Origin of the sequence: Micromonospora humidisoli (assembly GCF_016900955.1) — a bacterium.
In the GTDB taxonomy this organism is placed as follows: domain Bacteria; phylum Actinomycetota; class Actinomycetes; order Mycobacteriales; family Micromonosporaceae; genus Micromonospora; species Micromonospora wenchangensis.
Genome location: NZ_JAFEUO010000002.1, coordinates 1,014,255 through 1,027,157, shown reverse-complemented (window position 1 = coordinate 1,027,157; position 12,903 = coordinate 1,014,255). Strand labels below are relative to the sequence as shown.

General features: G+C 71.4%; 13 protein-coding genes. 10 read left to right on the top strand and 3 right to left on the bottom strand.

From position 1 onward, the window contains the following. Positions 1 to 72 precede the first annotated feature (72 nt). The gene (locus JQN84_RS10105; RefSeq protein WP_204958058.1) at positions 73 to 813 is read right to left on the bottom strand and encodes a dTMP kinase; all 741 of its coding nucleotides are present in this window, start codon (positions 811 to 813) and stop codon (positions 73 to 75) included. Between the two features lie 157 nt (positions 814 to 970). On the opposite strand from JQN84_RS10105, the gene JQN84_RS10100 reads away from it, so the two are divergent. The 5 genes from JQN84_RS10100 to JQN84_RS10080 all read left to right on the top strand — a co-directional run bounded on the left by JQN84_RS10100 (position 971) and on the right by JQN84_RS10080 (position 3,402). Then, positions 971 to 1,576, top strand: a complete 606-nt coding sequence (locus JQN84_RS10100) for a nucleotidyltransferase (RefSeq protein ID WP_204958057.1) — start codon at positions 971 to 973, stop codon at positions 1,574 to 1,576. Then, the gene (locus JQN84_RS10095; RefSeq protein ID WP_204958056.1) at positions 1,573 to 1,839 is read left to right on the top strand and encodes a hypothetical protein; all 267 of its coding nucleotides are present in this window, start codon (positions 1,573 to 1,575) and stop codon (positions 1,837 to 1,839) included. The genes JQN84_RS10100 and JQN84_RS10095 overlap by 4 nt, the downstream gene beginning before the upstream one ends. Positions 1,840 to 1,849: 10 nt before the next feature. Then, on the top strand, positions 1,850 to 2,575 hold the full coding sequence (locus JQN84_RS10090; RefSeq protein ID WP_204958055.1) for a metallophosphoesterase family protein: 726 nt from the start codon (positions 1,850 to 1,852) through the stop codon (positions 2,573 to 2,575). Between the two features lie 42 nt (positions 2,576 to 2,617). Further along, a complete protein-coding gene (locus JQN84_RS10085) occupies positions 2,618 to 2,761 on the top strand; it encodes a GPGG-motif small membrane protein (RefSeq protein ID WP_007464364.1) in 144 nt (47 codons plus the stop codon). Between the two features lie 146 nt (positions 2,762 to 2,907). Then, the gene (locus tag JQN84_RS10080; protein WP_204958054.1) at positions 2,908 to 3,402 is read left to right on the top strand and encodes a TspO/MBR family protein; all 495 of its coding nucleotides are present in this window, start codon (positions 2,908 to 2,910) and stop codon (positions 3,400 to 3,402) included. A gap of 36 nt (positions 3,403 to 3,438) precedes the next feature. Here the strand turns inward: JQN84_RS10080 and JQN84_RS10075 are convergent, their stop codons facing one another. Continuing rightward, positions 3,439 to 4,209 carry a M23 family metallopeptidase gene (locus tag JQN84_RS10075; RefSeq protein WP_204958053.1) on the bottom strand — a complete coding sequence of 257 codons (771 nt, stop codon included), beginning with the start codon at positions 4,207 to 4,209 and terminating at the stop codon, positions 3,439 to 3,441. Positions 4,210 to 4,485: 276 nt separating this feature from the next. On the opposite strand from JQN84_RS10075, the gene JQN84_RS10070 reads away from it, so the two are divergent. The 5 genes from JQN84_RS10070 to JQN84_RS10050 all read left to right on the top strand — a co-directional run bounded on the left by JQN84_RS10070 (position 4,486) and on the right by JQN84_RS10050 (position 10,804). After that, positions 4,486 to 5,826, top strand: a complete 1,341-nt coding sequence (locus JQN84_RS10070; RefSeq protein ID WP_204958052.1) for an ABC transporter substrate-binding protein — start codon at positions 4,486 to 4,488, stop codon at positions 5,824 to 5,826. A gap of 76 nt (positions 5,827 to 5,902) precedes the next feature. Then, positions 5,903 to 6,952 (top strand): carbohydrate ABC transporter permease, encoded by a 1,050-nt coding sequence (locus JQN84_RS10065; RefSeq protein WP_204958051.1) that lies wholly within the window; start codon positions 5,903 to 5,905, stop codon positions 6,950 to 6,952. A 1-nt stretch (position 6,953) separates the two neighbouring features. Next, the gene (locus tag JQN84_RS10060; RefSeq protein ID WP_204958050.1) at positions 6,954 to 7,919 is read left to right on the top strand and encodes a carbohydrate ABC transporter permease; all 966 of its coding nucleotides are present in this window, start codon (positions 6,954 to 6,956) and stop codon (positions 7,917 to 7,919) included. Between the two features lie 69 nt (positions 7,920 to 7,988). Beyond that, entirely contained in the window at positions 7,989 to 9,083 is a 1,095-nt protein-coding gene (locus tag JQN84_RS10055; protein WP_204958049.1) for a LacI family DNA-binding transcriptional regulator, read from the top strand. Positions 9,084 to 9,130: 47 nt separating this feature from the next. Next, positions 9,131 to 10,804 carry a glycoside hydrolase family 13 protein gene (locus tag JQN84_RS10050; RefSeq protein WP_239485219.1) on the top strand — a complete coding sequence of 558 codons (1,674 nt, stop codon included), beginning with the start codon at positions 9,131 to 9,133 and terminating at the stop codon, positions 10,802 to 10,804. A 639-nt stretch (positions 10,805 to 11,443) separates the two neighbouring features. Here the strand turns inward: JQN84_RS10050 and JQN84_RS10045 are convergent. Continuing rightward, complete coding sequence (locus tag JQN84_RS10045) at positions 11,444 to 12,856, bottom strand: MFS transporter (RefSeq protein ID WP_204958047.1); 1,413 nt, start codon at positions 12,854 to 12,856, stop codon at positions 11,444 to 11,446. Positions 12,857 to 12,903: the final 47 nt, after the last annotated feature.

Sequence of the window (12,903 nt, the reverse complement as noted above, 5' to 3'; positions counted from 1 at the left end):
GGGGCGTACCGGCCCAGACTGCCATTTGCGCAGCCTGACGTGCCTCCACCGGTCCGGTGGAATCGCCTACGTCTACGGGCGGGACTGGGCGGCGACCGGCTCCCGGGGCCCACCGGTCGCCTCCGGCGCGGACGGCCCGGTGCCGTCCGGCGGATCATCGACGACCGGCCCGGCCTCCTCCGGCGGCAGCCAGCGCGCCAGGTGCGCCCGGATCCGCCGGGAGACCTCGTCGGGCCCGCCGCCGGCGTCCACCACCACGAAACCCGGGTACTCGGGCAGCGACCGGTAGGCCGCGTCGGCAGCGGTCAGCCAACCCATCGTCTCGTGGTCCTCCCCCCGCCGCTCGATCCGCCGGTACGCCTCGACCGGGTCGACGGCGAGCAGGAAGGTGACCTGCGGTGCGGGGAAGATCCGGTAGCCGGCCCGGGCCAGCCGCTCCCAGCGCTGCCCACCGTGCGCCCGGATGCTGGCGTACTGGCAGGCGGAGTAGCGGTCCATCACCGCGGTGCGGCCGGTCACCAGGCAACTGAGCAGCGCGGCGGCGATCGCCAGCCAGCGCAGCACGGACTCCACCGCGAGCATCCCGTCCCGGCCCACCAGCAACTGCGCGTCGGCCCGGCCGAACCGGGCGGCGAGCCGGCCCAGCCAGCGCCGGCCACCCGCGTTGCGGTGGTAGGTGGCGGGCCGCCCGGCCGAGGTGAGCGCGGCGGCGAGCCGGTACGCCTGGGTGGTCTTGCCCGAGCCGTCGATGCCGATCAGCGCGACGCGCCGCAGTCGGGTCCCACCGTCGGTCGCGCGCCGTGATCTGGCCACCCTGCACAGGATATCCGACCGGCGCATCCCCCCTTGTCCGGTCGATGCCCGGATGGGGCGTGACGACCGGGACCGGCGCACCGGGCAGGTGTGGACGGACGGACGGCCGGGTACGCAACGTCATTTCCCACCGACCATCCACGACGGGAGAGACCAGATGGCCGAGCGCGGGGACGTCAGCCTCCTGCACACCCTCAAGCGGGTCGCCGCCGTGCTCAAGCAGAACGAGATCCCCTTCGCCCTCGGCGGCAGCTTCGCCGTGTACGCCCACGGCGGCCACTCCAGCGAACACGACGTGGACTTCCTGCTCCCCGAGGAGCATGTCGAGCGGGCGTTGGAGGCGCTGACCGACGAGGGCTTCACCGCCGAGCGCCCGCCGGAGGACTGGCTGGTCAAGGTCTACGACGACGGACGGATGGTGGACCTGATCCACCGGCCGGTGGAGACCCCGGTGACCCACGAGACCCTCGCCGACACCGTGGTCCGCCCGGTGGACGCCATCCACATGCCGGTGCTGTCGGCGACCCGGCTGATGGTGCACAAGCTGCTCAGCTTCTCCCAGCACTACTGCGACTTCGCCCGGGGCCTGCCGCTGGCCCGGTCGCTGCGCGAACAGATCGACTGGGAGCGGGTACGCAGGGAGACCCAGCACTCGCCGTACGCCGAAGCGTTCCTGATGCTGCTGGACCGGCTCGACGTCGTCCCGTACGGGGGCACGCCGGTGCCGTACGCCCGCATCCCCGAGGGAAGGGAGACCCCGTGACCGAGCACAGCGCCGGCCCGCCGGACGCCTACGTCGAGGCGGAGATCCAACGGCTGCTGACCGAGGACCCGGACGTCGCCGAGCAGGGCATCACCGTGGTCCACCGGGAAACCGGCCTGGTCCTCACCGGTGAGGTGGAGAGCCCGCAGCGCCGGGCGGAGATCCTGCGCCGGGTGGCCGAACGGTTCCCGGACGAGGCGATCACCAGCGACATCGGGGTGATCCGCGCCCAGGCGCCGGTGCAGGTCGAGGAGCTGCCGTGAGGAGGACCCGATGATCCGGATCGCCGCCGTCGGCGACGTACACCTGGACGCCGACGTGCTGGGCCGGTTCCGCCCGGCCCTGGAGGAGCTGCCCGACTGCGCCGACGTGCTGCTGCTCGCCGGCGACCTGACCCGGCACGGCACCGAGGCCGAGGCGCGCTGCGTCGCCGAGGAGTTCGGCCGGCTCGGGGTGCCGGTGGTCACCGTGCTGGGCAACCACGACCACCAGTGCGACCAGGTGCCGCAGGTGGTCAAGGTGCTGGAGGATGCCGGGATCACCGTGCTGGAGGGGACCGGCACGGTGCTGGAGTGCCCCGGCGGCCGGCTCGGGGTGGCCGGGGTCAAGGGCTTCGGTGGCGGGTTCGCCGGGCGGTGCGCCAGCGACTTCGGCGAGCCGGAGATGAAGTCGTTCGTCCGGACCAGCAACGAGAGCGCGGCGGCGTTGGGCGCGGCGCTGCGCGGGTTGGACTGCGACCTGCTCGTGGCCCTGACCCACTACGCCCCGGTGCCGGACACGCTGGCCGGTGAGCCGCTGGAGATCTATCCGTTCCTCGGGTCGTACCAGCTCGGTCAGGCGATCGACTCGGCACCCACCGCGCTCGCCCTGCACGGGCACGCGCACGCCGGCAGCGAACGCGGCGTCACCCCCGGCGGGGTACGCGTGCGCAACGTCGCCCATCCGGTGATCAAACAGGCGTACAGCGTCTTCCACCTGGGTGGTGATCAGATCGACTGAGAACCAGGTTTTCGCGATCGGAACGCCGGGTATTCAGCAGCCATGGAGCTGATTCTCTGGATTCTCGCAGTCGTACTCGTGGTCGCCGGCATCCTCGCGCTGTTCCGCCGGCAGATCCTGTGGGGCATCGTCCTCATCGTGGTCGGCCTCCTGGTCGGCCCGGGTGGTGTCAGCATCTTCAATTGACGCCGGTACCCGCACCTGACCCGCCGGGGTCGTCGCCCCCGGACGCTCCGTCCTCCCAGACAGGAGCATCCGGCACCGACGACCCCGGCGTTCTGCTGTGCGGCCAGGGCGGTTTTGGGACGGCGTACCCGGGAAATATCTCGACCATGGAGATAACCCGGAGCGACCGGCGGACCGGCTCGGCGCGGACCTGGTGGGCGCTGCTCGGCTTCGGCGCGGCCGTCGCCGTCGCCGCCGCGATCGGCGGGTTGGGGGTGTCCGGCACCCGCGACGAGTACGCCTCGCTCCAGCAGCCGGACTGGGCCCCGCCGGGATGGCTGTTCGGCCCGGTCTGGACCGTGCTGTACGCGCTGATCGCGGTCGCCGGCTGGCTGGTCTGGCGGCGGGTCGGCTTCGGCCCGGCGCTGTGGGCGTGGACGGTCCAGCTGGTGCTCAACGCGGTCTGGACGCCGCTGTTCTTCGGCGCGGGGCGCTACGGGCTGGCCTTCGCCGAGGTCGTGCTGATGTGGCTGGCGATCGCGGTGACGGTGGCCGCCTTCTGGCGGATCTCCCGGCCGGCGGCGGCCCTGCTGCTGCCCTACTGGGCCTGGGTCACCTTCGCCGCCGCGCTGAACTTCGCGATCTGGCAGCTCAACGGCTGACCGGGCACCGGGCCCGGCGGCCCGGTGCCCGCGGGCTCAGCAGCGGGGCACGCCGGGGATGTAGCCGTCGTGGCCGGTGTAGACGTAGGCGTCGGCGATGAACCGGCCGGAGCCGATCCGGTCCCAGATCGCGCTGGTGCCGTAGGTGCCGGTGACCGTGGTGCCGCTGGTCTGGCAGCCGATGGTGACCTTGGTGCCGTCGGCGACCGTGCCGACCGACGCGTAGCCGGTGCCCGGCCCGGAGCGCACGGTCAGCGGGGTGCCTGCGGTGTCGACCGTGCCCGACCCGGTGCCACTGGAGCAGCCGTTGCCGCTGGTGTACGTCTTGGTGCCCCAGTACAACGCGAGCGTGCCGTTGAACTTGACCTTGATGTCGTCGCCGTTGAGGCGCTGCTCGTAGTGCAGGTGCGGGCCGGTGGAGCCGCCGGTGCTGCCGACCCAGCCGATCACCTTGCCGTAGCCGACCTGCTGCCCGACCGAGACGTTGAAGCCGTTGAGGTGGGCGTAGTAGGTCGTGTAGCCGCCGCCGTGGTCGATCCGGACGTACTTGCCGTAGCTCGTGCCGCCGAGGTCGGTGACCCGGTCGACGGTGCCCGGGGCGCTGGCGACCACCGGGTCGCCGAGATCGTCGGTGCGGTTGAAGTCGATCGCGTTGGCCGGGCTGTGGTCCGACCGGGTCTGGCCGGACCAGGACTGGTTGCAGGGGAAGGGCACCTTGAACGTGGGCGCGGCCCAGGCCGGGCCGGCCGGGACCAGGCTCCCGGTGACCAGCAGGGCTGCCGCCAGCAGGCTCCACCGTCTGCGCACCGCACACCTCCGATGTCGAGATCCTTCAATACCTTGCCCCGAGAGTGGCAGATATCGCCATCGATGGGAAGCCGTACCGACCCCTGTCCACCCCTACTCGGTGACCACAGGTGGGAGCGCACCCACCCGCGGTGAGCGGGTTTCGGGATTGTTACCGGGCCGTGTCCGCCAGGGGGTGGACCGATCGGGATGCAAGCGCTTACATGTGGGGACGACTCATCGGACCGGCGTCGGGTTCCCCCACCTGTGGGCGCGCCGGCAAGGAAGGAGAACGGCATGGCGTTTGCCAGATCACGCCAGGCTCTCGCGATCGCCGGCGTGCTGGGGCTGGCGCTCGGCGCCGCCGCCTGTGGCACCGGCGACGACAAGAAGAGCAGCAACGCGGGTTCGGCCGAATGCGCCGCATACGAGAAGTACGGCGACCTCGACGGCAAGAAGGTCACCGCCTACTCGTCGATCCGGGACCTCGAGGCCGACCGGCTGGCCCAGTCCTGGAAGCAGTTCGAGGACTGCACCGGCATCGAGATCGACCACGAGGGCTCCGGCGAGTTCGAGGCCCAGCTCCCCGTCCGGGTGCAGGGCGGCAACGCGCCCGACCTGGCCTTCATCCCGCAGCCGGGCCTGGTCAAGCGGTTCGTCGACGGCGGCAACCTCAAGCCCGTCTCCGCCGCCACCAAGACCGAGGCCGAGGCGAACTTCTCCCCCGACTGGCTGAAGTACACCACCATCAACGGCCAGTTCTACGGCGCCCCGCTGGGCTCGAACGTCAAGTCGTTCGTCTGGTACTCGCCGAAGACCTTCAAGGAGAAGGGCTGGGCCGTCCCCACCAGCTGGGACGAGCTGATCAAGCTCTCCGACACGATCGCGGCCAGCGGCACCAAGCCGTGGTGCGCCGGCATCGAGTCCGGTGACGCCACCGGCTGGCCGGCCACCGACTGGATCGAGGACGTGCTGCTGCGTACGGCCGGCCCCGAGGTCTACGACCAGTGGACCACCCACGGCATCCCGTTCAACAGCCCGCAGGTCGCCGACGCCCTCAACCGGGCCGGCACCATCCTCAAGAACGACAAGTACGTCAACGGCGGCTTCGGCGGCGTGAAGAGCATCGCCACCACCTCCTTCCAGGAGGCCGGCGTGCCGATCACCACCGGCAAGTGCGCCCTGCACCGGCAGGCGTCCTTCTACGCCAACCAGTGGCCCGAGGGCACCAAGGTGGCCGAGGACGGCGACGTGTTCGCGTTCTACTTCCCGTCGATCGACCCGGCCAAGGGCAAGCCGGTGCTGGGTGGCGGCGAGTTCGTCGCGGCCTTCACCGACCGTCCCGAGGTCCAGGCGGTGCAGACCTACCTCGCCTCCGGCGAGTACGCCAACAGCCGCGCCAAGATCGGCGACTGGGTGTCGGCGAACAAGAAGCTCGACCTGGCCAACGTCCCGAACCCGGTGGACAAGCTCTCCGTGGGCATCCTCCAGGACCCGAAGACCGTCTTCCGCTTCGACGGCTCCGACCTGATGCCGGCCGCGGTCGGCAACGGCACCTTCTGGAAGGGCATGGTCGAGTGGATCAACGGCAAGGACACCACCACGGTGCTGAACGGCATCGAGAACAGCTGGAAGTGATCTGAGACGGGTGGCCCGGTCCGCAGGGTGCGGACCGGGCCACCCGTCGGATACGAACCCTTGAGAGGGAGGGTCGATGGAGTTCGACTTCGCTGAGGAACAGCCGAAGTTCCTCATGCTGATGTACGGGCTGATCGCTTTCGTCGCGGTGGTGGGCGGTCTGCTCCTGCTCCTCGACGTGGTGCCGGCCTGGTTCGCCCGCCGTCGGGAGGCGCAACTGGTCGCCGCCGCGACCGGTGGCGGTCCCCTGCCCCGCCGACGCAAGCCGAGGGAGGGCCTGTTCGCGCTCTTCTTCCTGCTGCCGACGGTGCTGCTGCTCTCCGTCGGGCTGGTGGTGCCGGCGCTGCGCACCGTGCTGCTCTCCTTCATGGACGCCGGCAGCGACAACTGGGTGGGGCTGCGCAACTACGGCTGGATGTTCTCCGACGACTCGATCGTCCGGGTGCTGCTCAACACCCTGATCTGGGTGCTCCTGGTGCCGCTGGTGGCCACCACGTTCGGCCTGCTCTACGCCGTGATGGTGGACAAGGCCCGGTTCGAGTCCATCGCCAAGTCACTGATCTTCCTGCCGATGGCGATCTCGTTCGTCGGGGCCAGCATCATCTGGAAGTTCGTCTACGCCTACCGCAGCGAGGAGCAGGACCAGATCGGCCTGCTCAACCAGATCGTGGTCAGCCTCGGCGGCGAACCCCGGCAGTGGCTGCTCGACTCACCGCTGAACACCTTCCTGCTCATCGTGATCATGGTGTGGATCCAGGCCGGTTTCGCCATGGTCGTGCTCTCCGCCGCGATCAAGGCGATCCCGGCGGACATCGTCGAGGCGGCCCGCCTCGACGGGGTCAGCCCGTGGCAGATGTTCTGGCAGATCACCATGCCGAGCATCCGACCCGCGCTGATCGTGGTCGTGGTGACCCTGTCGATCGCCACGCTGAAGGTCTTCGACATCGTCCGGACCGCCACCAACGGCAACTACGACACCAGCGTGATCGCCAACGAGATGTACAACCAGGCGTTCCGGTACGGCGAGAACGGGCAGGGCTCCGCCCTGGCGGTCTTCCTCTTCATCCTGGTGATCCCGATCGTGATCTACCAGATCCGCAACCTGCGTCAACAGCGGGAGGGCTGAGATGACCACCGCCACGCCCACCGTCGGAGCCGGGGCCCAGGCCACCGGGAAGCCGACGAGCACCGCCGGCCGGGTCCGTAGCCGGCTCAACACCCGTACGGCCACCCTGGTCTCGATCGTCATCGCGCTGCTCTGGACGATCCCGACGTTCGGCCTGTTCGTCTCCTCGTTCCGGCCCGAGGCCGAGATCAAGTCCACCGGGTGGTGGACCTTCTTCACCGACCCGCAGTTCACCCTGGAGAACTACCAGGACGTCCTGTTCGGCTCCTCCTCGTCGTCGGGGCAGCTGGCCAGCTACTTCATCAACTCGCTGGCCATCACCATCCCGTCGGTGCTCTTCCCGATGGCGTTCGCCTCGCTCGCCGCGTACGCGTTGGCCTGGATCAACTTCCGGGGACGGGACTGGCTCTACATCGCGATCTTCGCGATGCAGATCGTGCCGTTGCAGATGGCCCTGGTGCCGCTGCTGAAGTTCTTCTCCACCGGGGTCACCGTGGCCGGCATCCAGCTGCTGCCGGCCTGGGACCTGGTGGATGAGCAGAAGTTCGCCCAGGTGTGGTTCGCGCACACCTGCTTCGCCCTGCCCTTCGCGGTGTTCCTGCTGCACAACTTCATCTCGCAGCTCCCCCGGGACCTGATGGAGGCGGCGCGGGTCGACGGGGCCACCCACCCCAAGATCTTCCGCACCATCGTGCTGCCACTGATCACCCCGGCGCTGGCGGCGTTCGGCATCTTCCAGTTCCTCTGGGTCTGGAACGACCTGCTGGTCGCGCTGATCTTCGCCGGTGGCGGCAACGAGACCGCCCCGCTCACCGTGCGCCTGGCCGAGATGGCCGGCACCCGGGGCAACGAGTGGCAGCGGCTCACCGCCGGCGCGTTCGTCTCGATCGTCGTACCGCTGGTCGTGTTCCTGTCCCTGCAGCGCTTCTTCGTGCGCGGCCTGCTCGCCGGGAGCGTCAAGGGTTGACGGCCGTCCGTCGCCGCCCGGTGCTGCCGGGCGGCGACGGGGGCCGGCGCGGAGCGGGGGAACGACAGCGTGACGAGGATCGACGACGTGGCCCGGCTGGCCGGGGTCTCCACGGCCACGGTCTCCCGGGCGTTGCGCGGCCTGCCGACGGTGTCGGCCGCGACCCGCCGCCGGGTGCTCGCCGCCGCCGAACAGCTCCAGTACGCGGTCTCGCCGAGCGCCTCCCGGCTGGCCGGTGGCCGCACCGGCACGGTCGCCGTGGTGGTGCCCCGGATCACCAGATGGTTTTTCGGCACCGTCGTCGAGGCGGTCGAGGAGTTCCTCCACCACGCCGGCTACGATCTGCTGCTCTACAACCTCGGCGGGCGCGAGCAGGTGCGGCAACGGGTGCTGCGCACCGCCAACCTGCACAAGCGGGTGGACGCGATCATGCTGGTCGCCACCCCGCTGCGCCCGGCCGACCTGACCGCCCTGGCCGAGCTGGACCTGCCCGGCATCACGATCAGCTCCGGCAGCACCGTCCCCGGCTGGCCCTGCGTGCGGATCGACGACGTGGCCGCGGCCCGGACCGCCACCCGGCACCTGCTCGACCTGGGCCACCGGCGGATCGCCCACATCTCCGGCGACCCCGACGACGAGTTGGCCTTCACCACCCACACCGACCGTCGCCGGGGCTACCAGGAGGCGCTGCGCCGCGCCGGGCTGCGCCCCGACCCCCGGCTGGACATGGAGTCGCAGTTCACCATCGACGGCGGCAACCAGGCCACCGTCGAGCTGCTGGCCCGGGGCGAACCACCGACGGCGATCTTCGCCGCCTGCGACGAGATCGCGATGGGCGCGATGACCGCGCTGCGCGACGCCGGGCTGCGGGTCCCGCAGGACGTCAGCGTGATCGGCGTGGACGACCACGACCTGTCCGCCGTGCTCGGGTTGACCACCATCGCCCAGCCCGCCGCCGAGCAGGGCCGGCTCGCCGCCCGGATGCTGCTCGACCCGCTGGGCGCCGCCGCCGCCGAATTGGGCGGTGTCGTCGCCGAGCCGGACGCCGACCGGGTGCCCGCACCGCGCGCGACCCGTGTGCACGGGCCCACGCCACGCCCGCCGGTGATCCTGCCCACTCGCCTGGTGGTACGGGAATCGACCGGCCCGCCCCGGGCAAACTGAACGGATTCGACCGCACGGCTCGACCGGCTCGACACAGGGAGAAGGCTCTGAACACCGACGCGAGGCAGCAGGAACAGTCCGTGGGCGTGGCACCCGGATGGTGGACCGAGGCCGTCATCTACCAGATCTATCCGCGTTCCTTCGCCGACTCCGACGGTGACGGCATCGGCGACCTGCCCGGCATCACCGCCCGGCTCGGGCACCTGGCCGAGTTGGGTGTCGACGCCGTCTGGCTGTCGCCGTTCTACCCGTCGCCGCAGGCCGACGCGGGCTACGACGTCGCCGACTACCGCGACGTCGACCCCCTGTTCGGCAGCCTGGCCGACGCCGACAGGTTGATCGCCGAGGCCCGCGCGAAGGGACTGAAGGTCATCGTCGACCTGGTCCCCAACCACACCTCGTCGGCGCACCGGTGGTTCCGGGCCGCCGTCGCCGCCGCCCCCGGCAGCCCCGAGCGGGCCCGGTACATCTTCCGCGACGGTCTCGGCCCGGACGGTGCAGAGCCGCCCAACGACTGGCAGAGCGTCTTCGGCGGCCCCGCCTGGACCCGGCTCGTCGAGCCCGACGGCCGGCCCGGCCAGTGGTATCTGCACCTGTTCGACACCGCCCAGCCGGACCTCAACTGGGACAACCCGGAGATCCGCGCCGAGTTCGTCGACGTGCTCCGGTTCTGGCTGGACCGGGGCGTCGACGGCTTCCGGGTGGACGTGGCGCACGGCCTGATCAAGCAGGCCGACCTGGCCAACTGGGAGGAGCCGCAGGAGATCCTCTCCGGCAACGAGGCCGACAAGCCGCGCCCGCCGATGTGGGACCAGGACGGCGTGCACGAGGTCTACCGGCAGTGGCGGCAGGTGCTCGACTCCTACGACGGCGACCGAATCCTCGTCGCCGAGGCGTGGGTCGAGCCGGCCGAACGGATCGCCCGCTACGTCCGCCCCGACGAGATGCACCAGGCGTTCAACTTCGAGTACCTGCTCGCGGCCTGGACGGCCCCCGCCCAGTACGCGGTGATCACCCGCTCGTTGGAGGCCACCGACGCCGTCGGCGCCCCCACCACCTGGGTGTTGTCCAACCACGACGTGATCCGGCACGCCTCCCGGATGGGGCTGTCCGCCAAGGGCGGCCGGCCCAACGGCATCGGCATCGGCGACCCCCAGCCGGACGCCGCGCTGGGCCTGCGCCGGGCCAGGGCGGCCACCCTGCTGATGCTGGCCCTGCCCGGCTCCGCCTACCTCTACCAGGGCGAGGAACTGGGGCTGCCGGAGCACACCACGCTGCCCGACGAGTCCCGCCAGGACCCGACCTGGGAGCGCAGCGGCCACACCCAGCGTGGTCGGGACGGCTGCCGGGTGCCGATCCCGTGGGAGGCCGACGCCCCCTCCTACGGCTTCGGCCCGACCGACGCCAGCTGGCTACCGCAGCCACCGCTGTGGGCCGAGTACGCCCTGGACCGGCAGCAGGGGGTGTCCGGCTCGACGTACGAGACGTACCGGACCGCGTTGCGGCTGCGTCGCGAGTACGCCCTGGGCCGGGGGACGCTGGAGTGGCTCTCCTCCGGCGACGAGGTGCTCAGTTTCCGCAACGGCGGGCTGACCGTGCTGACCAACTTCGGTACGGCGGCCGTGCCGCCGCCGGCCGGGGAGTTGCTGCACAGCAGCGCGCCGCTGGACGCCGACGGTCGGGTCCCCACCGACGTGACCGTCTGGGTCCGTCACTCCTGACCCCACCCCACCGCCCCCCGGCCCCGGCCCCGGTGCCCAGCCGGTCCGGGCCCGGGGCGCGGACCGGGCCCGGAGTGCGGACCGGGCCCGGAGTGCGGACCGGGCCGGTTGGGGTGGCCCGGGCCGGTGGGGGTGGCCCAGCGCGCAGTGCCACGGCGCGGATGCCGGGGAAGGGTGCCGGGGAAGGGTGCCGGGGCTGGCGGCCGGTCCCGGAGGCGGACGGCACCTTGGTAGTGCTGTTCGCATCCTTTAGAGCTGATGCCGTCAACGATTCAGAGGTGGAAGTCGCCGAAGCTGGCGGGGCCCGCCCCCACGAGTGGCGCGCCTCACGAATAGCCCGCCCCCACGAATGGCGCGCGCCCACGAATGGCGCCCGACCCGGCGCGGCCGGCGACCCGTATCCCCCGGGGCCGTTCAGCCGTGCGGGATCCTGCCCCGGCGGTGATTCGTTGTTGTCATCAGCTCGAAAGGACCCGACTGAGGTATCCCCATCCCGACAGGCGATGGGCGATCTCGTAGCGCCGGGCGATCCCGTGGCACCAGGCGATCCCGTCACGCCGGGCGATCCCGTCACGCCGGACGGGGCGGCGCACGGGGTTGTGCACCGAACCAGCCCGATGCGGTGCCTGGGCCAACAGCTCACTGGCGGTCGGCGCGGTCGTGCAGCAGGTCACCCACGGCGGCGATGTCGCCGGGCGACGTGCGGGAGGCCAGCCAGTACATCAGCCCGGTGGGGATGAAGAAGAGCTGGAACGCGGCCAGTCCGACGGCGTAGTTCAGCGGCGGCGGGAACGCCGCCCGCAGCGCGTGGAAGGCCGCGCCGACCAGCCCGTTGCCGGCGGCCCGGCCGACCCCGTTGACCAGGTTGCCCAGGCTGTAGACAGTGCCCCGGTGCTCCGGCGGGTTGACGTCGGCGATCAGGGCGAACCAGTTCGGCGAGTTCGCCGAGGTCAACGCCAACGCGACGACGGCGGTGAGCAGGCTCAGCCCGACCGTCGGCTCGGTCACCACGCTGGCCAGCACCGCACCCACCACCGCGCCGGTGCCGCCGCCGTCGGGCACGTCGATCCGGATCGGCACGAAGAACAACACCAGGTAGAACGGCAGCGCCGCGAGGATGCCGACCGCCGCCACCAGCGCCCGTCCCCGGGGGGTACGCCGTTGCAGCGCGTCCCCGGCCAGCCCGCCGACGATGGAGAACACCCCGCCGAGTTGGAACAGGGTGGCGAAGACGCTGCCCACCACGACCGCCGTCGCCGTCGAGTAGCCCTGCCCCTGCGCCCGCTCGGCGAACAGCACCGGCAGCCACACCAGCGAACCGAACGCCGCCTGCGCGGTGAGGCCCTGCAGGATCAGCCACCTGTTGGTCCGCCGCCCCAGGATGCGCGGCAGGTCGGAGCGGGTGATCCGGTAGTCGTACCCGACGCCGGCCTCGATCGCCCCGGCCAGTTCCGGTTCGCTCTGCCCGCGCCGGATGTCGTAGGTCAGCAGGTAGGCCACCGTGGCCGCCAGGCCGACCACGGTGAGCAGCAGGAACGGGCGTCGCCAGTCGGCCGCGCCGAGCAGCCCGCCGGTGAGCGTGCCGGCCAGGGTGCCGACCCCCTGGGACAGCCCCCAGAAGCTCATCACCAGGCCCCGCCGGCGCGGCGAGATCAGGTCGGTCACCACGGAATACCCGACCGAACCGACCGCGCCCAGCCCGACCGCGGCGACCAGTTGCGCGGCGAGGAACGTCGGGAAGCCGGTGGCGAACGCGCTGCCACCGGTGCCGGCGGCCCAGACCAGCGTGCCGACCATCAGCAGCGGCTTGCGGTTGGTCCGGTCGCCGACGTACGCCCAGGCCACCGCCGCGACCGCGCTGATCAGGAAGCTCACCGCCGTGACCAGGCCGAGCATCCGCTGTGGCACGCCCAGCGCCCCGGAGATCGGCCCGTACAGCGGGGGCACCAGGCCGATCGCCACGTTGTCCAGCGAGGCGAGCACCACGAACACCACGACGCTGTAGAGGCGGTGCGCCGCGTTCCCGCGCCGGGGCATCCTGCTGCCGGTCATGTCCGGCAGCCAACCAGGTACGCCTCCCGGCCCGACGGGCACCCCCG